Origin of the sequence: Pandoraea sp. E26, assembly GCF_000681415.1 — a bacterium.
Classification (GTDB): domain Bacteria; phylum Pseudomonadota; class Gammaproteobacteria; order Burkholderiales; family Burkholderiaceae; genus Pandoraea; species Pandoraea pnomenusa.
In genome coordinates, this window is sequence record NZ_AYXJ01000007.1 from 195,425 (window position 1) to 216,905 (window position 21,481).

At 58.7% G+C, this 21,481-nt stretch carries 16 protein-coding genes and 1 pseudogene; 9 read left to right on the forward strand and 8 right to left on the reverse strand.

Translation table 11 applies throughout. From position 1 onward, the window contains the following. Positions 1-85: 85 nt before the first annotated feature. Together W930_RS0104820 and W930_RS0104825 are read right to left on the reverse strand one after the other, a co-directional pair. Complete coding sequence (locus tag W930_RS0104820) at positions 86-877, reverse strand: IclR family transcriptional regulator (protein ID WP_023873549.1); 792 nt, start codon at positions 875-877, stop codon at positions 86-88. Then, complete coding sequence (locus W930_RS0104825; protein WP_023873550.1) at positions 877-1,749, reverse strand: flagellar brake protein; 873 nt, start codon at positions 1,747-1,749, stop codon at positions 877-879. The genes W930_RS0104820 and W930_RS0104825 overlap by 1 nt, the downstream gene beginning before the upstream one ends. Positions 1,750-2,124: 375 nt before the next feature. Between W930_RS0104825 and W930_RS0104830 the strand changes: the two genes are divergently transcribed. Beyond that, positions 2,125-3,777: a hypothetical protein gene (locus tag W930_RS0104830; protein WP_023596979.1), complete on the forward strand. Its 1,653-nt coding sequence runs from the start codon at positions 2,125-2,127 to the stop codon at positions 3,775-3,777. A 135-nt stretch (positions 3,778-3,912) separates the two neighbouring features. Then, positions 3,913-4,047, forward strand: a pseudogene (locus W930_RS30020) (MFS transporter); the annotation flags it as partial. Positions 4,048-4,440: 393 nt separating this feature from the next. On the opposite strand, the gene W930_RS30025 reads toward W930_RS30020, so the two are convergent. Genes W930_RS30025 through W930_RS30030 form a run of 3 tightly spaced genes read right to left on the reverse strand, consistent with a single transcriptional unit; the run spans position 4,441 to position 8,932 of the window. Further along, on the reverse strand, positions 4,441-5,769 hold the full coding sequence (locus tag W930_RS30025) for an ATP-binding protein (protein ID WP_152552653.1): 1,329 nt from the start codon (positions 5,767-5,769) through the stop codon (positions 4,441-4,443). Next, positions 5,766-7,787, reverse strand: a complete 2,022-nt coding sequence (locus W930_RS0104845; RefSeq protein WP_028730820.1) for a hypothetical protein — start codon at positions 7,785-7,787, stop codon at positions 5,766-5,768. Before W930_RS0104845 ends, W930_RS30025 begins: the two co-directional genes overlap by 4 nt. Beyond that, a complete protein-coding gene (locus W930_RS30030; RefSeq protein ID WP_145929437.1) occupies positions 7,781-8,932 on the reverse strand; it encodes a hypothetical protein in 1,152 nt (383 codons plus the stop codon). Before W930_RS30030 ends, W930_RS0104845 begins: the two co-directional genes overlap by 7 nt. 592 nt (positions 8,933-9,524) lie before the next feature. On the opposite strand from W930_RS30030, the gene W930_RS29475 reads away from it, so the two are divergent. From W930_RS29475 to arsC, 4 genes are all read left to right on the forward strand, one after another. Beyond that, complete coding sequence (locus tag W930_RS29475) at positions 9,525-10,385, forward strand: TniQ family protein (RefSeq protein ID WP_255343975.1); 861 nt, start codon at positions 9,525-9,527, stop codon at positions 10,383-10,385. Positions 10,386-10,391: 6 nt separating this feature from the next. Beyond that, positions 10,392-11,870: a TnsD family Tn7-like transposition protein gene (locus W930_RS0104865; RefSeq protein WP_081814393.1), complete on the forward strand. Its 1,479-nt coding sequence runs from the start codon at positions 10,392-10,394 to the stop codon at positions 11,868-11,870. Positions 11,871-12,652: 782 nt separating this feature from the next. Continuing rightward, on the forward strand, positions 12,653-13,735 hold the full coding sequence (locus W930_RS0104880) for an ArsO family NAD(P)H-dependent flavin-containing monooxygenase (RefSeq protein WP_028730822.1): 1,083 nt from the start codon (positions 12,653-12,655) through the stop codon (positions 13,733-13,735). Beyond that, a complete protein-coding gene (arsC, locus tag W930_RS0104885) occupies positions 13,732-14,160 on the forward strand; it encodes an arsenate reductase (glutaredoxin) (protein WP_028730823.1) in 429 nt (142 codons plus the stop codon). The genes W930_RS0104880 and arsC overlap by 4 nt, the downstream gene beginning before the upstream one ends. Before the next feature lie 18 nt (positions 14,161-14,178). Here arsC and W930_RS0104890 read toward each other — a convergent pair whose 3' ends face one another. From W930_RS0104890 to W930_RS0104900, 3 genes are all read right to left on the reverse strand, one after another. Then, positions 14,179-14,466, reverse strand: a complete 288-nt coding sequence (locus tag W930_RS0104890; RefSeq protein WP_152552654.1) for a c-type cytochrome — start codon at positions 14,464-14,466, stop codon at positions 14,179-14,181. 107 nt (positions 14,467-14,573) lie between these two features. Further along, positions 14,574-17,051: an arsenate reductase (azurin) large subunit gene (locus W930_RS0104895; RefSeq protein WP_028730825.1), complete on the reverse strand. Its 2,478-nt coding sequence runs from the start codon at positions 17,049-17,051 to the stop codon at positions 14,574-14,576. 10 nt (positions 17,052-17,061) lie between these two features. Beyond that, positions 17,062-17,586, reverse strand: a complete 525-nt coding sequence (locus W930_RS0104900; protein ID WP_025249487.1) for an arsenate reductase (azurin) small subunit — start codon at positions 17,584-17,586, stop codon at positions 17,062-17,064. Positions 17,587-17,752: 166 nt separating this feature from the next. Between W930_RS0104900 and W930_RS26090 the strand changes: the two genes are divergently transcribed. The 3 genes from W930_RS26090 to W930_RS0104915 are packed head-to-tail and all read left to right on the forward strand — an operon-like array spanning position 17,753 to position 21,472. Further along, complete coding sequence (locus W930_RS26090) at positions 17,753-18,643, forward strand: PhnD/SsuA/transferrin family substrate-binding protein (RefSeq protein ID WP_081814394.1); 891 nt, start codon at positions 17,753-17,755, stop codon at positions 18,641-18,643. Positions 18,644-18,650: 7 nt separating this feature from the next. Then, positions 18,651-20,114 (forward strand): sensor histidine kinase, encoded by a 1,464-nt coding sequence (locus W930_RS0104910; protein ID WP_028730826.1) that lies wholly within the window; start codon positions 18,651-18,653, stop codon positions 20,112-20,114. After that, positions 20,111-21,472 (forward strand): sigma-54 dependent transcriptional regulator, encoded by a 1,362-nt coding sequence (locus W930_RS0104915; protein ID WP_028730827.1) that lies wholly within the window; start codon positions 20,111-20,113, stop codon positions 21,470-21,472. Before W930_RS0104910 ends, W930_RS0104915 begins: the two co-directional genes overlap by 4 nt. The last annotated feature ends 9 nt before the right edge of the window (positions 21,473-21,481 follow it).

A 21,481-nucleotide genomic window follows, 5' to 3' on the forward strand; every position in this document is an offset into this window, starting at 1 on the left:
TACCGGACGCCACGGTTTGCGCCGTTCGTCCCGGGTACGTGGGGATCGCTGCGCCGATCCGGCATGTGTCCCGAAGCGAGGCCTGTCAGCGCGCGTCGCCGGACCAGCCGAGCTGACGGCTGATCTGCGCGGCGGCGTCCTTCACGCGCGGCACGAGCTCCTGCATGCGCTCGCGGCTCATGTATTTCGTCGTGCTCGATACGCTGATGGCGGCCACGATTCGCTGACTCGCGTCATAGACCGGTGCGGCCACGCAGCGAATCTGCGGCGTGTCGTCTTCGAGGTCGAAGGCGTAGCCCAGGCGCGCGTAATCGTGCATGCGCGCGAGCCATGTCGCGGTCTCGATCGGATGCGACGGCGACAGTGTCCGATAGTGATCGAGCTGGGCTCGCCAATCCTCTTCCGTCTTGTCGATCAGCAGTGCCTTGCCCACGCCCGTGACGCAGATCGGCTTGCGTCCGCCGATACGCGAGCTGATTTCCACCGCGCGCTGTCCTGGCAGCTTGTCCAGGTACATCACCTCCCAACCGTCCGCGACGGCCAGATGCACCGTGTCCTGTGTGTCGCTGGCAAGGCGTTCCAGTGCCGGCCGGGCCAGGCGCGGCAAATCGATCTGTCGATACGCGAGAAAACCCAGTTCGATGAGCTTGTTGCCGAGCCGATAACCACGGCGTGGCTCGAAGCGCAGATACCCTGCGTGCACGAGCGCCGAGGCGATGCGATGCGTGGTCGACGGCGTGATGCCGGTATGCGCGGAGAGCGCCGGCACGGTGTCGATGCCGGCGGCGACCGCCTCGACGATGTCGAGTCCTCGAAAGAGCGTCTGGCTGGCGAGCGTGCGGGGTCGTTCGGCGTCTGCCGACTTCGGCTTTGCCATCACGCCCCCCCGAGCGCGAGCAGGCGTTCGTACACATAGCATTTGAGCGCCACGTAATGCGCCGGCTCCAGCATGGGTAGTTCGATGCCGTGCAGATGACCGTCGTCGCCTTGCTGCACGCCCCGAATCGTGCCTGTGGCAGCGATCGGCATGTCGATGTCGCCCACGCGTACGCGAAACGCGAGCTGCAACGTGTCGCCGGGGGTGCCCAGCGGTTCGTTGGCCAGCAGCGACACGCCTTCGGCGCTGACATCCTGCAACAACGCCAACTGGTGCGCCTCGCCTGCGGCCGCCGATTGCACCGAGACAATCAGTCTGGCGGGCACGCGCTGCGAGCGCCGCAATACCTTGCGGCGAATCTGTGCGGGCGCCGAGAGCACCACGTAATCGAAAGGTGCGCGCTCGACACGTTCCACCGTGCAGACGAAGTGAAAGATGTCCTCGCCCGAGAACGTCCATAGTTCGAGCCGCTCGCTCGGTTGGAGGGTAGGGGGGGCGGCGCGTCCCGTCGGCGTGGTCACGAAGAGCATGTGATTGGGTGCATGACCGATCACGCGCGTACGCACCCGCTGTGACCCGACGCCCGGCGGCAACTGGATCTGTAGCCAGTCGCCGGGGCGCAGATTGAGGTCGTTGAGTCCGTACTGCGGCGCTGGCGTGTTGTCAGTGAGCACTCGCGGGGGCGACGCGGCGTCGCCGTCCGTCATGTCGTCCGTCCCGAGATTCGCCACGCGATGCGGCGCGAAGGAGGTGAAGAGCCAATCACGTCCGGCCGGTGTCGGGACGATGTCGCCCTTCGCCAGCAAAGGCTCGCCGTTGCGATCGACAATGGCCCAGGGCAGTGCTTCGCCCAGCGGAATGTCTTCGGGCATGAGGGCCACGAGTGGCAGCAGGGGCGCGGCCGGTGCGGTGGGATCCGTGGAGGCGGGAGAGGAAGCGGGTGTGGAGGCTGTCGACATAAGGACGGATCAGGAGCTCGGTACGCGTTGGACGATCGCGAACGTCAGGTGCCCGAAAGTCTACCGCGACGCATTGGCACTTGGCGAGGGGCAGGCCGGCATGCTGTTGCGCAATCTGCGTAAGTGTGTGCTCGCTGGGGTGCGCGCTCGGCGTTGCGACGCGCGTCATCGGCGCGGCGTGTCGGGCAATGCCCGCGTTGCCGCTCGACGAGGCGCCGCGTGTTCGATGCCGCCTGCCTATAGTCGGCGATTTGCCGGTGCGCCGGTGACGACGAGATGGGGGGGGCCATGGAGTATCAGCAGTACGCAACGACATCGGGCTGGACGGGTGTCGCACCGGCGGGCCGGCATGAGGCCTCAGTACAGCATCGCGCACAGCGAGGCGGCCCTGGCGACGGCGTGACGGGGGTGACGAATGGGCGCATCGACATCGGCAACGGCGCGGCGTGTCACGCCGAACGCCGCGCATCGGCGTCTTCGCCGGGGCTCGATCCGGCGCTGGCACGCGCGTTCAGCGCTGCCTGGGCGGGCCTTTGGGCGACGACCGGCGCGTGCCAGCAGTTCTATCGCCCGGAGTTTGCGCTCGCTCACCAACGCGACGCACGAGTGGCGCGCAATTTGGCGCAGGTCGAGGCGATGTTTGTGCCCACTCACGAAAGTGCGGATGCGATCGGGCGGGGCGGCATCGATGCGATGTGCCGTGATGTGAACCGGTGGCTGGAGGGCCTCGCATCCACCGGAGACCGGGGATGGCGCTTTCGCGCGGCACGTGACGCGCTGTCGTTGGCGGGCAATCTGTCGATGCTGGCGATCCTCGCCGCGTGCTTTCATCGCACGGACGGGCCGCCCGATGCGGTGGTGGGGGCGGCGGTGGCGAACACGCCGTTCGGCGTACCGTGGGCCGACTGGACACTCCTGGCGTTCGAGGGTGCCAAGGGCGCTGTCACGCAATCGCTCGGGTCGCCCACATTGATTCGCCACCATGCGGTCGACGAAGTGCTCAAGCGCATGGAAGCGGGGTGCCGGCTGCTCGAAGCCTGTCTCGTGTCGCCGACGCCGCGGCACTCTGCGTCGCGCCCGCCGTCGGCGGCGTTGCGATCATCCTGGCGGGACACGCTTGGCACGCTCACCCGCGCGCGCGACGTGGCAACACTCTTCACCGTAGCCAATACCGCGGTGCCGCCTGCCCGGTTGGGTCTCTGGATACCATCGTGGTTCTCGGCGACCTCTGCCGCGAACGACGGCTATCGCGGCATACTGCGGGTGGCCGGCCTCATGCTCGATTCCTGCCGTGCGGTGACCAGCCTGCTCGGGACATGGGCGCGCACCGAGGCGTTCACAATCGACGCGCAGGGGCTCACACGGCGGTGGCAATCGCTTTGCACGCGGCTGGCGCAGGTTCCCGAGGACATGCGCGTGTCAACCATGGTGCGTGCCGATCGGGTCGCAAGCCTGGCCACACATTGCGACACGGCGCTGCTCGCGACGATTGCCGCGCATGAAGCCTTGCGCGAGCACTTGCTAGCTTCGTGCGAAACATTGAGCGCGAGCCGGATCGCGCTGGCTTGCGAGGCATTCGGCGTGCGTTGCCACAGGTATCGGGACGGCGATCGGGAGGCGCTCAGTGCGAGCCCGGCGGAAAGTGCGTGGGGTCGCCGGTGGACGGGCTGCGCCTGGGAGAGTGTGAGCACCACGCCGTTACGTGCTTCGTATCGTCTGCTGCTGTCCTATCAGCACTGGAGCTCGGCGCTGCCGGAACGCTTGATGGCCGCCGCGCGCCGGGAAGACGACGACGGGGCCGCGGCGGCGACCTCGACCGATCCGGCAGGGCTCGCCCGAACGCGGGACGGCGTGGTGTACATCGAGCTCGACGCCCGGCGTGACATAGGGCATCCCGGACCCGGGCAACGCGCCTTGCCGGGCATCGTTCGGCCCTCATGATGGTTTCGATGGCGACGACGTCATGACGGAATATCGAGGTCTGACATGTGGGGTTCCGTATGCTGCGCCAGCGAATTTCATGCGCGTTTGCGCGTCCGATCTGCCATTGCCCCGGTTCGCGGCTTGCGGGGGCCGGCACTGGCGCTCGGTGTCTTCAGCGCTTTCTGGACGGCGCTTGCGCTGCGGCTCGCGCAACCGCCGTTCTCGCTCGGCATGCGTGGCGTGGCGGTATTTGCGCTTGCCGACGCGTCGGGTGCGATCGAGGCGCCGCCGCACGCGCAGCGACGACCTCGATATCGCGCGGCCGGGTGAAAACGAACAATTGAAGTTGTCCGCGCCAGGGTTCGTAAATTATTGATTTTTTTGTTGTTTTTGTTCGCGGCCAGAATTGACAAGAACCTGTCCGAACTCCAACGTATCGGGCTTGCAAAGTGGAATTTTGCGCATAAAGTTGTCCGGCCGTTACAAATCAATGGGTTAGCGCAGAGAAATTCCGCTTTCAGTGGCAGGACTACTAGGCGGGAGCGCTTGGATTTTTGCGTTTGAGGTTGTCCGCGATGTTTGTACTCGGAAAAGTACATGGGCCCATAGTTAACTCGTGCGCGTGAGCGAGGTCGCGTTTGAATAGACGAGTGCTCGTCATGGGCACGGTCGATGTACAGGTCAAAGGTTATCGACAAACCAGTCGTAGTTATCGAGAAGGGCGTTGGTCTTGGGCTTATCGGATGTATTCTTGGCCGGTTTGATTGTCTTCACCTTCGCTGATGGTTTCTGGGTACGTTGCTCATGCTGCAGTTGCCTATGCGCGTCACGCTCCTTTGCGGTAAGCGAGGCCAGAAGTGCCTTTTCATCAGCCACTCGTTGGCGCATCTGTTGGAACTGCATTTCGGCATCGACGACTGTCGATGACTGTAGCGGCGAGGCTAAGTCCTTGCGTTTGCTCCCGCTTCCGCTGTGGATGGACATTGAGGTTTCGATGTCGTTACGGAAGACCGCATAATCTCTCGAGGAGTAGGCTCGTTCGAGCGCGAAAAGGTCGACGTCTGACCGAGCTCGAACCGCATTGGCACACGCTACTTGCAGCAAATACGTTGTCGCTCGAATTGCTCCACCGGTCATGTTGTGTATCGACCTAGCGTCTTTCTCGGGGTCGAAAACGAATACGTCTGGAGCGACCCCTTGCAGCCATTCCAATAGAGTAGTCCAGTCGGCGCTGTCATGGGCTTCAGGAAAAAGGTGAATGGTCTTAGACAGTAGGCGGTGAACGTCCTCCTGGTTGCGGGCGCGAAGCTTATGCAGAAGACTGAAGTTAGCGATGTATACCCAGGGCAGCCCTGCATAGTAGACGGACAGCAACATCTCGGTTACCCGAGCGTTTGCTGAATTGGATTGTGAGACGAACTGAAATTCGTCCAAGCAAAGGAACGACACGCCATCGCGAAACGCCTGTTTTCGAAGCAGTCGGGACAGCATTTTGGCAGTGCCTGCTCCTTGGTGACCCGTGAGCATTATCAGAAGGTCACGCGTTGTACTGCAGTTGCCGACCGTTACCGCACGGTGGCTTTCCAGAGGGAACAAAGTTCCGTCGGCAGCGGAGACTGTGCCCATATCAGGCATGACTCGGCGAAAGGCTGCAACTGTCGCTGATTTCCCGACTCCCGCCGGCCCGGTCAGGCAGATTGGCACGCTGCAATCCGGCAACGGCGGCTCCGGTCGATAGACACCTTGCAAGTGCGCCATTGGGTCGCGATATACCGCTTTGCAATGTTCTTGCGCGTGCGTTATCCATTTGTAGAGAATGTCCACGCATTGTGCGCTCGGGTAGTAAATTCGACCGAATGCTGCCTCGACTTCGATGCCGGCTTGGTCCGGAGTCATTGTTCTGAGGTCAAGAATCGGCGCGGGCCTCAGCGCTGCCTTTTCCGCAATCGTTTCTCGATTCAATAGAGGAGAGAAGCGCTCGACCCACGGATTTTGGGAGTCGCTCTTCATGCAGACTTTCTCCCTGACACGTGTCTGTTGGCCTCTTTTGTCTCCTGCCTATCCTTCTTTGCCGGTCCCGACTTTCGCTGGCCAACGGTCCATTTTTCTCCTGTACTTTCCTCGAAGCTCTCCATCATTTCTGCGGCCGCGGCACTTCGATGTTCTTCGAACTTGGCGTTCACCCGTGCACGGGCTTCCCGCCATTGCTTCAGTTCTTCAATTGATACAAAAAGCAGGCTCTCGTCGTCGCGAATCTTCAACTTGGCATCGAGCCTGATGATGGTGCTGTCAACTTCAACCCAGATATGCCTGACGCAAAGGTCGAGCATATAGCCTTGTAATTCCACGCTGCCAAGGGAGTTTCGTGCGATTTTGTCGAGCAGGCCAGTATCTCGAAGTTCCGCGCAGTCGAATCGCCGGTCGTCAAGGTAGACGCCGTCTTTCTTCGCAAATACGGGGATTGGGGTGAGAAACGAACGCACTGCTTCAGCGATGCTGACAGGCAAACCAGAGTTGCGCAGCCTTGCGGAGTAATGTTTGTATAGCTCGTGAGGCGTTGGTAGCGTGTGGGCCAAGTCGGGGTCAATCTCCATCCGCGCGGACATATCCGTCTGATGGTTGTAGCCCATCAGCCGAAGAATCTCCCGTTTTGCCAGTTCGACCGGTGTGAGACCACTCAGAACGTAGCTGGGCCGGCCCTCAAGTTTCACATCCCTGGGATGGGACGACTCCACCGTGGCTTTGGATTGCCCGCTCCACGACGGAACCATGTCCCGAATCACTGGCTTCACGTTGTCGTCTCGGACTAGCGTTGGGGTGGACCCTGGGCCTCGGTCAAGTTTCAGGTGTGGCGGGAGGCCCTCGCATATCCAATAGTCATCTTTCAGCTCGATGCCGAAGAGTTCGCAGAAGTACGATTTAGGAACCGCCATGCTGAAGAGCGCCATACGGTAGGCGGACGCACGTTCGGCAAACGAGAACCCTATGCCTGCCATAACCCCACACAGATTGTCTCGGGCAACAACCACGCATAGTGGCGGAAGTGGCCTACCCTCGATGTAGCCTTTGGGTAGCTCGCTTGTAAAGTATCCGTCGAACTCGGTTATTTCGAGAACGTTGGAGACTTCCTCGGAGTATCGGCCATTTGATGCACGGAGGCTGCGTCTGTGTCGCGCAGAACCGAAACGGGTTCTCTGGACGGTTTCCAATGAAAGCTCTTTCGTCACCCAGTACCGAAACTGGCGTGAACTGGGAAAGGGCTCACCGTTAGGTTGGTAGTACTGGAAGCACCCGTCCTGGTCTCGCCTGGTCTTGCAGCCGAATATGAACTTCATCGTCTGCGTGTAGATGACTTTCATGGTCACCCCGGCAGCGCCATATTTGAGATACCCTTTCACGCACAACTCGACCATATGGGGTGTCATTGCATAACCATGAAATTTCCCATTGGCTTTCGAAGGGGCGCCTAGCTTGACGTCCGAATACTTCCCTGCCTGTCGCCCCAGCCGATGAAAAGGCGGTAGTAAAGCCCACATGTTTCGGCCAAAGCAGAGGTAGACAAGCAACCAGAATCGAAATCTCCCCCTGTTTTGTGGGGGCGATGCGTCGTTTGCAAATTGGTTGATTGCGTAGTCAATGTCCGGCTCGGCAAAGATAGCGTCCAGGTTATCCAGAGCTCGTGCGAGATGCATGAGCCTCGACTGGACATACTCAAGGTAGGAGCGCCTGCCGCTCGGTCGGCGCGCATCGATTGCCATGATGTTCTTGCCCTTCAGTTCCTCCAGCCATGGCGGTAAATCGGCAGCGTCACTTCGACTTACCGATATAGCGTTCCGGTCGAGTCCGTCTTCAAAGATGTCTCGAGGAAGGCGTAACAGACTCGCCGTTGGTTGACGCGTATTCTTGCCATATGAATCAAATTGAGCCAGCAGGATGGTAGGGCCGGCGTTGACGACAAAATGGTACGTGACGCCGCGGGCGAGCGGACCAAAACCATCCGGGGCGGTGACTTGCGCTCCGATTAACATGGCTTCTCCTCGAACCAACCTGCATAACGGGCAAGGACATCTTCGTTCTCGCGGCGAAGGGGCCTGTCAATCAGCACTGGGTGGAAGAGGTCGACCCGTAAGGTCCGACGCCAGATGCTCTGGTAAAAGACGTTGCAGCAGTCTTCGACGGAGAGGCCGTCGCCTGCAACGCGAGCGATTACGTGCAACGGCGGAAGGCCGGTATCCAGGCACGTTCGAAAGCGGGCGATAAGGTCCGATTGCTCAAGCGCCGACAGACTCACGCTTCGCTTGTGACGTAAGAAAAGCAGCCGCAAGTTTGACGTGACGTGCTTGTCGATTTCGCTCCCGGCAACGTGCACCGTCCTGATACCAGCGTCTGCGTAGTAGACGCGCTCAAGTTCATGGCGTGTCTGAATCTCCGCGGGGAACAGAAGCTTCGAGCGGGATATTCGCTTGTAGTCAAACGGTCGTTTGAATGCTTCTTCGCTGTCTTTCACTGACCAATTGACGCAATACAGTTGTCCAGTTGGGGCTCGTATCGCCCATAGCAGGTCGCCGATATGAGGAAAGATAATTTCGCGCTTTCCCGTCTCGCAATTGACGTCGTCCACCCAGATGCGCGGGAGCACCTTCAGGCAGTTCAGCCGTTCGGCTACTGCCACCATCCCTCGAAGTGGCGGTAATCCGCCAGCAATGCAACCGGGGAAGTTGGCGAGAGGGTGAGCTTTCGGAGCTGGGGAGAGCATTCGCTGCTCTTGCAGTCCAACCGTGCGTGGGTGGTAAAGGCCTAAAAGTGTAGCGGCCAGCTCAGAGTTGGAGAGGAGGTGCAGGTCTCTGTTGGCCAGTTTCGCGCAATTTATGATGTGCGCGTGAGAAATCGACGGCGCCTCACCGCGAACGGCCAACGTGGACGGCACGTAGCTGGCGTCCCAGCCTGGGTCCTTCTGACGTTTAAGAATCTGTTTCAGGCGGAGGGATGTTAATGCGATAGATGTTCCCATCAGGGCGTCCGTTATAAAGGCCGCTTGAGGGAAATAATGTTCGCGAGAGCCATTTATTTTCCTCCATAGCGGTAAGCTGCGATTCTCCTGTCCGAGTAGTTCGAGAAAATCGCGAAAACAGCTTGACACGCCCAGGCGAGTGGAGGAGACTAAAACTGCCACGTAATAGTCTTCTGCATTTCGCAGGCGAAGCCGGATGAGCCGTAAGGTGATTCCGGTTTTTCGTTTCTACATCTCAATCCTCCATTTATCTCCGCTTCCCTTGAACCCGCGTGTTCGAGAGGGGGACGATTCCCCAATTGCTACCCACTGCGTGCATTGACGGCTCGCTCTGCGACCGCAGTCTGATGCATTGCATATGGCTCGTGATTATTTCTGCACGCCTGAGTTTGATAATCGATGTAAATTAAAAAATAAAATCGCATTTATTTTGCATCACAATTAAATTTATTTCCACATAAAATTTCCTTGCGAAATTGCGTATTTAACGGTATTCGATGATTGTTAACTTAACTGTTTGACCGTATACCATTGAATTGATTTTTTAAAACGGTGGTTGAAATTTAATATCGGTGTGATAGTTTTATAGGGGTTCTGGGTTTGTGGTGAGTTAATGCGTTTGGGTGATTTGCCAGATTGATGGTCGGGAGGGGATTTGTTTATTTTGCCAACGATAGCCATTGATGAGTATGCGCTGGGGTATCTTGGTCGCATTTGCTCACTTAACCTTCTTGATGTTCGTCCAAGGCCTGGATTGGGAGGTCTAGTTTTACAGTGCGGGAAGTTTTCGAGTAGGTATCATGTGCCGCTTGCCAAATTGCTCGGCATGACCCTCCATTCGTTCCTGCTTGAGCATGCGCTGCCGTTTGCGTTGTGGTCCGGAAGTTCTTTGGGTGAGCCGAGGCCCGGTACGGCATCGCGACCAGCGCGCTTCTGTGTCGAGTGCGTGAACCAGCATCGGCAGGAGCTGGGGGCACCATTCTGGCGCCGTGCTCATCAATTGACTGGCGTGTGCATATGCTTTGAACATGGCACCGCCTTATCGGCGGTGGCCGAACAGTGTCCATCGCGTGTATTGCCGGCAGCCAAAAATATACGAAGCACAAGAGAGTGGAGCCCGCAAGGGGGCGCGGGCTGGGACGCCATTCGGAGCTACAGTGGCGCGGCTAGTTTTCTCCTTAAGGCACTTGGTGGTGGCTACCTATATGGCCTTTTGCGGCCAAAGCTCAGCCCAATGTTCCGGTGTCGAGCAGCAGAAATGGGCCTTGTTACTGCGCTGGACGATGCGCCAGGGCGGTACCTCAGTGACGTTGCGTTTGAGCGCTTTCCGCATGACTGGCTAGAGAAAATTTTCCCAAATGCCAAAAAGCGAAAAGAGTTTGGGAAACGATTTCTTCCTATTGATGACGTGGTTTGTGCCGCATACGCGGTGCCTTATGTCGCTGAGCCATTGGCGTTGGCATTGATGTTTGATATAGACGAGTGGGAGAGCTTAATCCTCCCGCGAATCGCAATGGAGAAATCGGACTTCCTCACAAAACATGGCAAGGAAAATGTTGCCCAATGGGCCGAGATGGAGCTGGACGTAGTCTTGGGTTGTCGTCCGGCCGCCTAGAACGGTATGGAAGAAGCCCTTTTTCAGTGCGGTCCGTGTGTGCCGGCTTACGCCGATGAGACGGTTTACAGCTGGTGTGCCCGGTTATATCGACTTCATGGTGGGCTAAGCGCACGAGGCTTCAGTCGTCTGCTGAGCGGTCATCCAACGGCTTGCCTCAGACATGATTTCCCGTCGCGATTAGAGCGCTTCTATCAGCACATCCAGGATGGGGGGGCGGCAAGCGAGCTACTTGTTGAGCGAACCATCTACGGCATTCATGCGCCGTTCCTGTCTGAGCGCGCTGACTTGGCAGTTCGTGAGCGCCTGCTTGGCAGCCAAGGTTCGAGGGCAATGCGGACGTTGGGAATTCCGCGTGCCGGCATCCTTGCCCTTAACGCGTTGAAGTTCTGTCCTTACTGTGCTGAAACGCAGCGGGAAGGGAGGGGCACTGCGTGCTGGTTGACGTCACAGCAGTTGCCATCGACATTCGTGTGCAGCGTCCATCGGGTCTGGTTGATGTTGCAGGACACAATCCAGTCGAGGGGCGTTACCGACGATTTTTACCTCCCTGACCCGCATCTCGCCCGCCCCTACATGTTGGCACCGCAGCACTCACCGGCGTTTCGCGCTCTTGAGAAGCTTGGGGTGTGGGGGCTTCATTTTCGAGCTCAGCGTGAGTCCCGATATACCGATGCCCATTTGCGTGTTGTCTATCTCTTAGGTGCCAAGGCTCGCGGCTGGGTTGCCCTCGATGGAAGCTTGCGCATGCGGCGGCTCCGCGAAACTTTTGTGAACCACTTTGGCGAGGCGCTTGGCCTGCTCGGGACCGAGTTCACTGGTGACATCTCTGGCACTTCAGAAGGGTTCCTTCCTCTCTTGGTTCGACGATTTGCAGGGCATCGGCACCCGGTAAAGCATCTCATGCTGATGAGCTGCCTGTTCGATAGCTTTGATGAGTTTGCCGAAGCGCATGCCAGTGCCTCAAGCTTGCTGGCAGATGGGGGAGAGGCTGCCGTACTCGCTAAGCTCCGTGACGGGCAGGATGTACTTCGTCGCATGGTAGACGAAGGGCAGTCGGCGAGCGTTGTGGCTCAAAGCATGGGAATTCCTGTAACCCAGGCAACGCGGACCTTGGACAAACTTGGTGTGGAGGGGCGTTTTCGTCGGCCGAGAATTGTTGGAACTGCGCGGGAGCGCGAGCTTTGTAAGCTGTTATCTGATGGGCAGAGTCGTGCACATATTTCCAATGCTCTGTGCGTTCGTCCGGCCTTCATCAAAGACTATCTTTCGACCCGGCAAGCGTTAAAGCGTCAATGGGCGGACGCGTATGAGAGGCGACAGCGAGAACACTATCGCCGGAGACTAACGGAAGTTCTGCGCACGTACCCAGACCTGCCCATAAAGGCGATTCGCAGGCTACCCGGAAATGGCTTTCAGTGGCTCTACAACCACGATAGGGATTGGTTACGCGAGGTGCTTCCCGCAATTTGGAAGCGTAAGTGAGCGCTCAGCGGTTACGCGTGCCGGGCAGTTTCGTCGTTCTGTGCGGATTCGATGCGCGGCAAGCTGGGCGGGTTCAGGCTGTTTCGGGAAGAGCGTTAGATTGTCCGCGGAGACTCTCAACTCGTCGTCACTTCCGGGAGCACGCCGGCCACATCCGAAAGGAGAACCGCAATGACAGCGCCAGAAAACCAAATCGATTTGGACATAGCACTGAGGAAGTTGCACGAGCTCGCGCTCGCAGATGGCGACCTAGGCTACGAGTATTGGTATCGTGTTGCTGAGTTGCTTCGGCGCGCGTCAAGCATGCGGTCGGAGATTGAAATGTTGTCGAGGGCGCTCGAGGAGTGCAGGGCCGAGCGTAACAAGGCGCATGCCGTTGCGAATTCCACTCACGGCAACGCCAGTAAGTGATGCTCGATTGAAGAAGTGGTCGAGATGGGCGCACGGTATCAAAGGGCACGACCAAACCGTTGGGGCGGTGCAGAGGGTAGAGGGGCAGTATGCCGCCGGCGCGCAGTTGACCCTAGGAGCATCCACCAACATCTTCGGTCAGAGCATCGAGACGTCTGGTATCACGAAGTTTCATCACTTTTGAAACTTTTCACAGTCGATGATACCTTGCTCCTCGATAACCGGCCCGTCGCCTCAGGCCCAAACCACTGGCTCGAGAACAGTTCAGGGGCGTCAATCCGTAGTAGTTGCAATAGGTCATTCAGTCGACGAACCCATATTTCCGGTATTATGGAATTATTGGGTCAACCTCGGACTTTGCCACGCTAACGATGCAACAAACCCTTTCGACCGACGTCTGCGTAATTGGAGGCGGCCAGTCAGCGCTGGCGACAGCCTACTTCCTGCGCCGGGCCGGCTTGAACTTCGTTCTGTTGGACGAGCAGCCGTCTCCCGGTGGCGCATGGCAGCAGGCGTGGGATTCGTTGCGACTGTTCTCGCCTGCGCAATGGAGCTCGCTCCCCGGCTGGCCGATGCCACGTAGCGAGAGTGAATATCCGTCGCGTGACGAAGTCATCCGCTACCTGACCGATTACGAACACCGGTACCAGATTCCGATTCGACGTCCTGTTCACGTGACGTCCGTGACGCAGGCCGACACGGGCTTGCTCGTCGAGACCAATGACGGTCACTGGTTGGCGCAAACGGTGATTAGCGCCACCGGCACATGGAAGAAGCCTTACATCCCGACCTATCCCGGGCAAGAGCTGTTCGAAGGTGAACAACTTCACTCCGCCAATTACCGTAATGCCAGCAACCTGCATGGCAAGAACGTACTTGTCGTCGGTGGCGGCAATTCGGGAGCCCAAATACTCGCTGAGGTGTCGCAAGTTTGTAACGCGACCTGGGTTACGGTGGACGAGCCGCTCTTCCTGCCAGACGAGGTCGATGGACGAGTGCTGTTCGAGCGCGCCACCGAAAAGTGGAAGGCTCAAAGCGAAGGCAGGCCAGCACCTGCACTCACGGGCGGCCTCGGTGACGTAGTGATGGTGAAGAGCGTGAAGGAGGCCAGGTCCAGAGGCGTCCTTCATTCGGTTCGCCCGTTCTCCCGCTTCGTATCTGATGGCGTGGTCTGGGCGGACGGCTCCCACTCACCTGTGGATACCGTCATCTGGTGCACTGGCTTCCGACCGGCGCTCGACCATTTGGACGAATTAGGCGTGCTCGAAAACGATGGACGTGTAGCGACTGAAGGTACTCACGCTATTCGCGAACCCAGGCTATGGCTCGTTGGCTATGGCGAATGGACAGGCTTCGCCTCAGCTACGCTCATCGGCGTGATGCGCGGTGCCCGGGACACGGCCAATCAGATTGCTGAATACCTTGCTTCAATTCAAGAACGGAGTAGCTCATGAAGGTCACGATTTATCACAACCCGGATTGCGGGACGTCGCGCAACACGCTGGCCATGATTCAGAACGCTGGCATCGAGCCGGAAGTCATTGAATACCTCAAGAATCCGCCGACACGCGACCAGCTCGTCGACCTCATTGAGCGGTCGGGTCTTTCCGTGCGCGAGGTGGTCCGCGAGAAAGGCACGCCCTTCGCAGAACTGGGCCTCGGTGAGCACGGCGTAACGGACGACCAGCTTTTAGATGCAATGATGGAGCACCCCATCCTCATCAATCGGCCTATCGTTGTGACGGAACTCGGTGTGCGACTGTGCCGCCCGTCCGAGGTTGTTCTGGACATCCTGCCGACGCCGCAAAAAGGCGCCTTCACCAAGGAAGACGGCGAAGTCGTCGTCGACAGTGAAGGCAACCGCGTCACCAAGGGGTAATCAGAAATACCGGGCGCGCTACTGCTGTGGCGCACCTGCAAGAATCCACGTCAGAACAACCTTCAGGTCGGCATCACTGATGCCAGGATTCGGCGGCATGGCCATGGGCCCCCACACGCCGGACCCACCTTGCTTGACCTTCTTCATCAGCTTGGCCATCGCGCCAGAATCCCCTTTGTATTTCTCGGCAACCTCGCGATAAGCAGGCCCCACAATCTTGTGGTCGGCGGCGTGACACGAGAAGCACATGTTCTTACTCGCGATGGACGTAGCCTTGGCGGCATCGACCTGAGCAACGGCTGGCATTGCAACGGTCAGGCCGAGAAGAATTCCCAGAAATCGCTTCACTAATTTCTCCATGGTCGTTGGAAAGAAAAAAGCCGCCCGGGGTGGCGGGCGGCATATGACTGCAATCACGCGTATCGTCGGCTCTTGAAACTCACGGTTTTCTGGTAATCCTCCATGGCACCGACGCGGCGCACGTTGGCCCAGGTGCCCTTGTAATAGGGAATGATGTTTCGGTCGGTCCAATCGGTCGTCACATCGCCCTGGATGCCATTGACATACCCAAAGAGCATGAACGTCTGGTCCTGCTTGATTTCCTTAGCCGGGTACGCCATCGCGTACGTAGAACCGAAATCGTTGAAGACCTCGACAATGTCGCCAGCCGAGACACCTAGCCCCTTGGCATCGTCAGGGTTCATCTCCAGGTAAGCCATCGGGTATCGTCCCCGGACAAACTCGTTGTACTGGTCGTGATAGGCGGTTTGCCAGACCTCGTTGTTCCGTCCGTTGTTAATCCAGAACCGATATTTATCCTTCTGCTGGGCCACCGTTTTCGGCAAACCGTTCCAGGGAGCCGGCTTGAACTGCGCCTTGCCGTCGGCCGTGTCGAACTTGGAGTCCGTGTAGAGCATCTCGGTGCCGACCAGCTTCCCGTCGGTGTACGACTTGACGGGCAACTGAACGCCATTGTTTCCCGCTGCCCTTAGACGGTCATACGTCACGAGATTGCCTGTCCCACCACCTTGGCTGTCAATCTTCGGCGCCCCTGGCTGCCCGGCCTGCCGGAACCCGTCGTTGAAGGCATCCTCTTCAGTCTTCCAGTCGAAGCCATCGAAGCGTGCGGCCATCTTCGAGTTGCCGTCGGCCTGGTACATGCTCTTCAGGGAATTGGCGATTCGAGCAGCGATAAGCGAGTCGGGCATTGCGCTACCCGGCGGGTCCATGAACTTCTGCGACAAGCGCATGCGCCGTTCGCCATTCATAGACGTGAGGTTGGTTTCACCGGGGTGCGCGCCTGGTAGCATGATGTGGGCCGCTTCAGCAAGCTTGGTCGGATAGAGGTTGACGGAAGCCACGAACAGGCCGCCTTTTCCGGTGGCATCGAAAATGGCATCGACAAGTTGCTCATCGGTCGCGCCCCGAGCCTTCTGCATTGCCTCTTTCACAATTTGCGAGCGTCTGAGTACGGCTTCGCGCAGCGCCTCGGCATTGTTGCTGGTCTGAAAGTTGTTGCAGGCCCACCAAGTCATCATGCGGCCCTTGCCGTGAATGAGCTCCTGGTCGATGTAAATCTTCGTGTCTCCGGGGTAAGGCGGTCTCGTGTATCCCTCCTGGTGGCCGCCCATGCGAACCACGCCTGTGCCTCGGCGACCGACGTTGTGTGTTGCAAGCACGAGGTCGACCAAAGCTGACTGAATCAGGTAGTTGTCGTTGCCCCAGATGATTCCTTTTTCGTAGGCGTGCATCGTGCGCGGCAACTGACCGGACGTCTTCGGCTTATAGGCCCACTCTGCCGCCTTGCGCAGTTTGTCGACGGAGACGCCAGTGACCTTACTGGCTTCCTCGAGCGACATATGGTTGGTCTTCACCGCGTCATCGAACCCGTTCGTGTGCTGGGCGATGAAGTCTCGGTCAATCCAACCCTGCGAAACGACGTAAGTGAACAACCCGTTGAAGAGCGCAACGTCCGTCCCCGGCTGGATGTCCAGATGAAGCACGTTGTCTGCGCCAGCGACCTGCTCCGCGATAGCGATGGTCGGCGAGCGACGAGGGTCGACGAAAATAATCTTCGTGGCTGGCGTAGCTTCGCCAGCAAAATGCTGCTTCTTCTTGTCGAGTGTTCCCCCCTGAAGATTGAGTACCCAATGATTGAGGAAGTAGTTCGTCTGGGTCTCGTATGCGTTATTGCCAATCGACATCAGGACGTCCGCGAGCTCTGCATCCTCGTAGGAATTGTTCAACTCACCAATGCCCATTTCGCGGGTGGCGTGGCACTCAGAGTTGTAGGCCGGCCGATTGTGGATGCGCACCATCGGCGTCTGAATTGCCGTGAACATCAGCTTTCCCGTCGCCCAGGTGTTCTCAAAGCCACCGCCGGCACCGCCGTGGTCGAATGCCGAGAACACCACGCCGCTTGGGCCATCCTTATCCAGAGTGCGCTTGAGCAGGCCGGCATAAATCTTCATCGCGCGGTCCCAGTTCGTGTCTACCCACTGGTCACCGACGTAGAGGCGCGGGTTGAGAAGCCGGTCACGCGTGGAGCCGTACGGGTTGTACATGTACATGGCCATCTTGCCGCCACGCGTAGAACTGAGCCCGCTATTAACTACGCACTCCTTGTCCGGGACAATCATGACGTTGTAGCGAGCGCCGTTTGCGTCGCTCACGACGTTGGTCATCGCGGGCGTAAGCGTCAGCGATAGTGGTGGCACCTGCTTTCTGAAGTCGACGCCTAGCGCGTTTTCTCCTGGCGCTCGGCCTCCCTCGGTCCCTTCCGGCCACTTGTAGACGTGATAGCCACACCCCACGATGCAGAAGTGGCAAGTCATGTTGGTACGTTGCGCGCTCGGGGGCGGCAGCGTAATGCGGTCACCGTTGTTGTCCATGACTCCTCCGTTACAGGACGTTCGCCTGCCGGCCGTACAACATGCCCTCAACACCCGTGGCAGTGATACGGCCGCTCTTCTCGTCGTAGGAAAGATGAATGCGCGGCAGATTCTCCGTCGCCTGACCGGCAATCATTTGTCCGCCTTTTTCCGCATCAAACATGCTGTAGTGACACCCACACTTGAAGGTGTTTGTCCCTGCGTCGTAAGCGACCGGGCAGCCCATGTGCGTGCACATCATGCTGTACGCGACGATGTCCTGATTCGGCCCGACGCCTCCGGGCGCGGGCACGCCGAGCTTGATAGCAAGACACGGCGAAGATGCGTCGGGATAACTGAATTGGAGCGGTGTGCCCTGAACAATCTGCCCCGCAGTGCCCAAGGGTTTTCGCGGATAGGGAAGAACCGTATGACTGGTATCCGGCGCTGCGGCCGGGGCGGCTGATGCTGGCTGTGCAATGCCTACAGCGGTTACAGCGACACTCCCGCCGCTGAGCTTGAGAAATGTGCGGCGCGTTAAGTTCTTATCGGACATGCCTCCTCCTTGATACCCCTTCGGGCAACCAGTACTATCGAGAAGAGAAAGGCAAACTCCATGCCACACGAGACCGAAGCCTATGCGGCATGGGGTCCAATAATTCGATGCCCCCAGAAACATCGTTGTATGTTTCCAGGTGGTAACGGGAAGAGGGGACAAAGCAATGTCCGGGTTACCGTTCAGTAACACCCGACGGACGTTGATTCACGCTGTTGGGGCCGGCGTCGGCCTCGCCGCGTGCGGAGCTATTCGCTCTGCGCTTGCTGCTCCGCAGCAAAAAGTATTGTTCGGAACGACGGCTGTCTTCCTCGACAATCAAGTGCGGCTTCTCTCGAAGTGGCGCGCGCATCTGGAGTCTCATCTCGAGCAAGAGGTCCAGTTTGTTCAGCGAGGAAGTTACGGTGAAATCACCGAAATGCTTCTGGCCGACCAGCTCGATGTGGCGTGGGTATGTGGATACCCATATGTCACTCACACTGACCGCATGAAGCTGCTCGCAATACCGCAGTACAAGGGGCGCCCGCTCTACCAGTCATACCTCATCGTTCCCAAATCCCAGCAAGACATATCGAGCATCACTGAGTTGCGAGGGAAGGTGTTTGCTTACAGCGACCCGCAATCGAACTCGGGGTATCTGGTTCCGCGCACCGAGTTGATTCGAAATAGTCTCGACCCGCGGAGCTTTTTTAGCCGCACGTTCTTTACGTTCGCTCATCGGAAAGTCGCTGAAGCCGTATCAACGGGACTGGCGTCGGCTGGCGAAATCGATGGGTACGTCTTCGACACAATGGCCAAACAGTTGCCGGATTCGGTGTCAGGGGTTCGCGTCGCATGGAAATCGCCGGCCTATGGCTTTCCTCCACTGGTGGCACGTAAGGGGCTGTCGATGGAAACCTTCGCTCGCATCCAGTTGGCATTGCTCGCGATGCCGGAGAGCGCCGATGGGCGAGAGCTTCTTGAGCACCTGAACTTGGACCGCTTCGTCATTGGCGACGACCGGTTGTTTGACGGCATTCGAAGCCTCGTGCGGATTTCCGACACGATGCCGACGTGAGCCTACGATGCTAGAGAACGTCAGTTATCGCTACAAGATTCCGCTCGCACTCGCTGCGGCAATCTTCCTGACCGAGTGTGCTGTCACGGCGGTGCTGCTTGGGTTGGCACTTGCGGATGCTCGGCACAACGTTGTGGATGGCGCCCGAAGTCTCACCAATGCCACTGCCATCGCAGTTCGTGAATCACTGGTCAGAGACGACCTTTTCCGCGTCTATGAGTTTGTGCGCACGCCGGTCGCCGCGAAGCAACCCGACGACCCGCTGACGGCGGTTGTCGTCTTCGATGCAAACGGCAAGGTCTATGCCGGGAGTGAGCCGCGGCAGTATGTGACGCTAACCAAGTCTGACGACATGGGGCACGCCATCTCGTCGGCTATTGCCGCACTACGCGCCAGTCCACTCGATTTCTACTTCCAATACCCTGGCATCTTCAGTCACGACGCTATTGTCGGTGCCCGAGCTGTGCTGGCAGAAGACAACACGCCGCTTGGCTTCGTTGTCGCGACTTACGACACCGGAACGCTACGTGGCAGTCTCGGCACACTGTTTATTCGAATTGCGGTGCTTAACGCAGCAGGATTTCTGCTACTGATTCCGTTGAGTTGGCTTTGGGGCGCACGTATCGCCCGGCCGCTCCATCGACTCTCCAATGCTCTTGGCCGCGTTCACACGACCGAACCCGAGGTGCTCAAAGACGAAGTTGTGGCACACGGTCGTGATGAGATTGGCCGGCTCTCCGCCAGCTTTAGAGACATGCTCGATGAGCTAGCCGAGAAGCGCCAGCTTGAGCGCGAGATGGTTGTCTCCGAGCGATTGGCTGCGGTGGGGCGCGTTGCCGCGGGTATCGCTCATGAAATCAATAACCCACTCGGCGGGCTGATTAACGCGGTCGACACCCTCGGGAAGCATGGGCAGCCAGACGGGCTGACGCAGCGCACGCTGGCGTTGCTGGAGCGTGGCCTGGCTCAGATTCGCGCAACGGTCGGAGCCCTGTTGTTCGAGGCTCGTCTCGACTCACCGACGACCGCACCGTCGGATTGGGACGACCTAAGGCTGCTCGTGCAACCTCAGGTCCTCACTAAGCGCGTAGCGCTTCAGTGGCACGTCCCAACTGAGAGCGTCAACGTACCGTCCCACCTAGTTCGCCAGCTCGTTCTGAACCTGCTCCTGAATGCGATGAAGGCTGTCCCTGTGAACGGACGGGTCTCCTGCCGCGCGGCCGTGAAGGCGTCGACGTTACGTATCGAGATAGCCAACACCGGCGAGCAGATTCCCGAGGAAATGGTGACGAGCTTGTTTGAGCCGTACTGGCCAAGCCAAAGCCCGAAAGGCGTGCGCTCGTATGGTATTGGGCTTTGGGTTAGCTACCAAATAGTCACGCAGCTCGGTGGAACGATAGCGGTATTGAGTGATGCGTCCGACACGACATTCGAAGTCATATTGCCGTTGCGCAATGGAGAACCGTCATGAACGCCCCGAAGATATGCCTCGTTGAGGACGACCCGATTATGGGTGAGTCGATGGTGGAGCGCTTCCAGCTAGAAGGGTTCGCCGTTGACTGGCACACGATGGGCGCCGCGGCATTGGCGGCCATCCCTAGCGCCCACTACGCGGTAGTCATTAGTGACGTCCGATTGCCTGACGTGTCAGGCGACGACCTGTACTCGCGTCTGGTCACGTCAATGCAAAGCGTTCCACCGTTCGTGCTGGTGACGGCGTACGCCTCCGTCGACCGTGCAGTCGCGATGCTCAAAGCCGGAGTCTCGGACTACATCACCAAACCCTTTGACATCGGCAACCTGGTCGAGAAGATTCGGAACCTGGTTGCCACGACGATTCCCGAGCATGCGCAACTCGATTGTGGGCCACTCGGCGTTGCAGCAACGATGCAGACGCTTGCGGAAATCGTGCCACGGGTAGCCAAACGGGCATCCTCCATTCTCATCAATGGCGAGTCCGGCGCGGGGAAGGAGGTCCTAGCTCGATACATTCACGACGTGGCAAGCGAGGGACATTCAGAGCCATTCGTTGCAGTGAATTGCGGCGCAATCCCAGAAACATTGATGGAGTCGGAGTTCTTCGGCTACGAAAAGGGTGCGTTCACCGGTGCCGACCGCCAGAAGCGAGGCCTGTTCGAGCAGGCAAATGGCGGAACGCTCTTCCTCGATGAAATTGGCGACCTGCCATTGAGCATGCAGGTCAAGTTGCTTCGCGTGCTGCAGGAGAAACATGTCCGACGCGTAGGTGGCGAGCACATTGTGGAGTGCAACTTCCGCCTGGTGTGCGCGACGCACGTCGATATTCACGAGCTCGTGGAGAAGAAGCTGTTCCGTGAGGACATCTTCTATCGACTCAATGTCGTGACGCTCAGAGTGCCGCCGTTGCGCGAACGGACAGAAGACATACTTTGGATTGCGCGTCGTTTCCTGGCGGCCCACGCGGCAGCAAACGGTGAAGCCATCAAGGAATTGCATCCGGCCGCCGAGGCTGCGCTAGTGACAGCCGAATGGCCTGGAAACGTCAGAGAGCTTCGCAACCGGCTTGAACGCGCCTGCCTGTTGTCGAGTTCACCCGTGCTGCGGGCTGTAGACATTTTTCCCGAGACAGGGTCAGGTGATGAAGGCCCGACGGATGAAGCCGAAGAGCCCCCGTTGTCGCAGTACCTCCAGCGCTGCGAGACGCTCTATATCCGGGGAGCTTTACTGACGCACGGTGGGCGAATCAGCGAAACGGCGTCCGCGCTTGGAATTTCGAGAAAGAGCCTGTGGGAACGGATGCGGCGTTACAAGATTGCTGGCCACGAATCCCACGACGCCGTATCAAAATGAAACAGGCCG

Excerpts from the sequence above, each read along its gene's own strand:
- W930_RS0104900 (WP_025249487.1), bottom strand. The coding sequence starts at position 17,586 with ATGTCCGATAAGAACTTAACGCGCCGCACATTTCTCAAGCTCAGCGGC.
- W930_RS0104825 (WP_023873550.1), bottom strand. The coding sequence starts at position 1,749 with ATGCCCGAAGACATTCCGCTGGGCGAAGCACTGCCCTGGGCCATTGTC.
- W930_RS0104845 (WP_028730820.1), bottom strand. The coding sequence starts at position 7,787 with ATGTTAATCGGAGCGCAAGTCACCGCCCCGGATGGTTTTGGTCCGCTC.
- W930_RS26090 (WP_081814394.1), top strand. The coding sequence starts at position 17,753 with ATGTCCGGGTTACCGTTCAGTAACACCCGACGGACGTTGATTCACGCT.
- W930_RS0104895 (WP_028730825.1), bottom strand. The coding sequence starts at position 17,051 with ATGGACAACAACGGTGACCGCATTACGCTGCCGCCCCCGAGCGCGCAA.
- W930_RS0104865 (WP_081814393.1), top strand. The coding sequence starts at position 10,392 with ATGGAAGAAGCCCTTTTTCAGTGCGGTCCGTGTGTGCCGGCTTACGCC.
- W930_RS0104910 (WP_028730826.1), top strand. The coding sequence starts at position 18,651 with ATGCTAGAGAACGTCAGTTATCGCTACAAGATTCCGCTCGCACTCGCT.
- W930_RS0104880 (WP_028730822.1), top strand. The coding sequence starts at position 12,653 with ATGCAACAAACCCTTTCGACCGACGTCTGCGTAATTGGAGGCGGCCAG.
- W930_RS0104915 (WP_028730827.1), top strand. The coding sequence starts at position 20,111 with ATGAACGCCCCGAAGATATGCCTCGTTGAGGACGACCCGATTATGGGT.
- W930_RS0104820 (WP_023873549.1), bottom strand. The coding sequence starts at position 877 with ATGGCAAAGCCGAAGTCGGCAGACGCCGAACGACCCCGCACGCTCGCC.
- arsC (WP_028730823.1), top strand. The coding sequence starts at position 13,732 with ATGAAGGTCACGATTTATCACAACCCGGATTGCGGGACGTCGCGCAAC.
- W930_RS0104830 (WP_023596979.1), top strand. The coding sequence starts at position 2,125 with ATGGAGTATCAGCAGTACGCAACGACATCGGGCTGGACGGGTGTCGCA.
- W930_RS0104890 (WP_152552654.1), bottom strand. The coding sequence starts at position 14,466 with ATGCCAGCCGTTGCTCAGGTCGATGCCGCCAAGGCTACGTCCATCGCG.
- W930_RS30025 (WP_152552653.1), bottom strand. The coding sequence starts at position 5,769 with ATGAAGAGCGACTCCCAAAATCCGTGGGTCGAGCGCTTCTCTCCTCTA.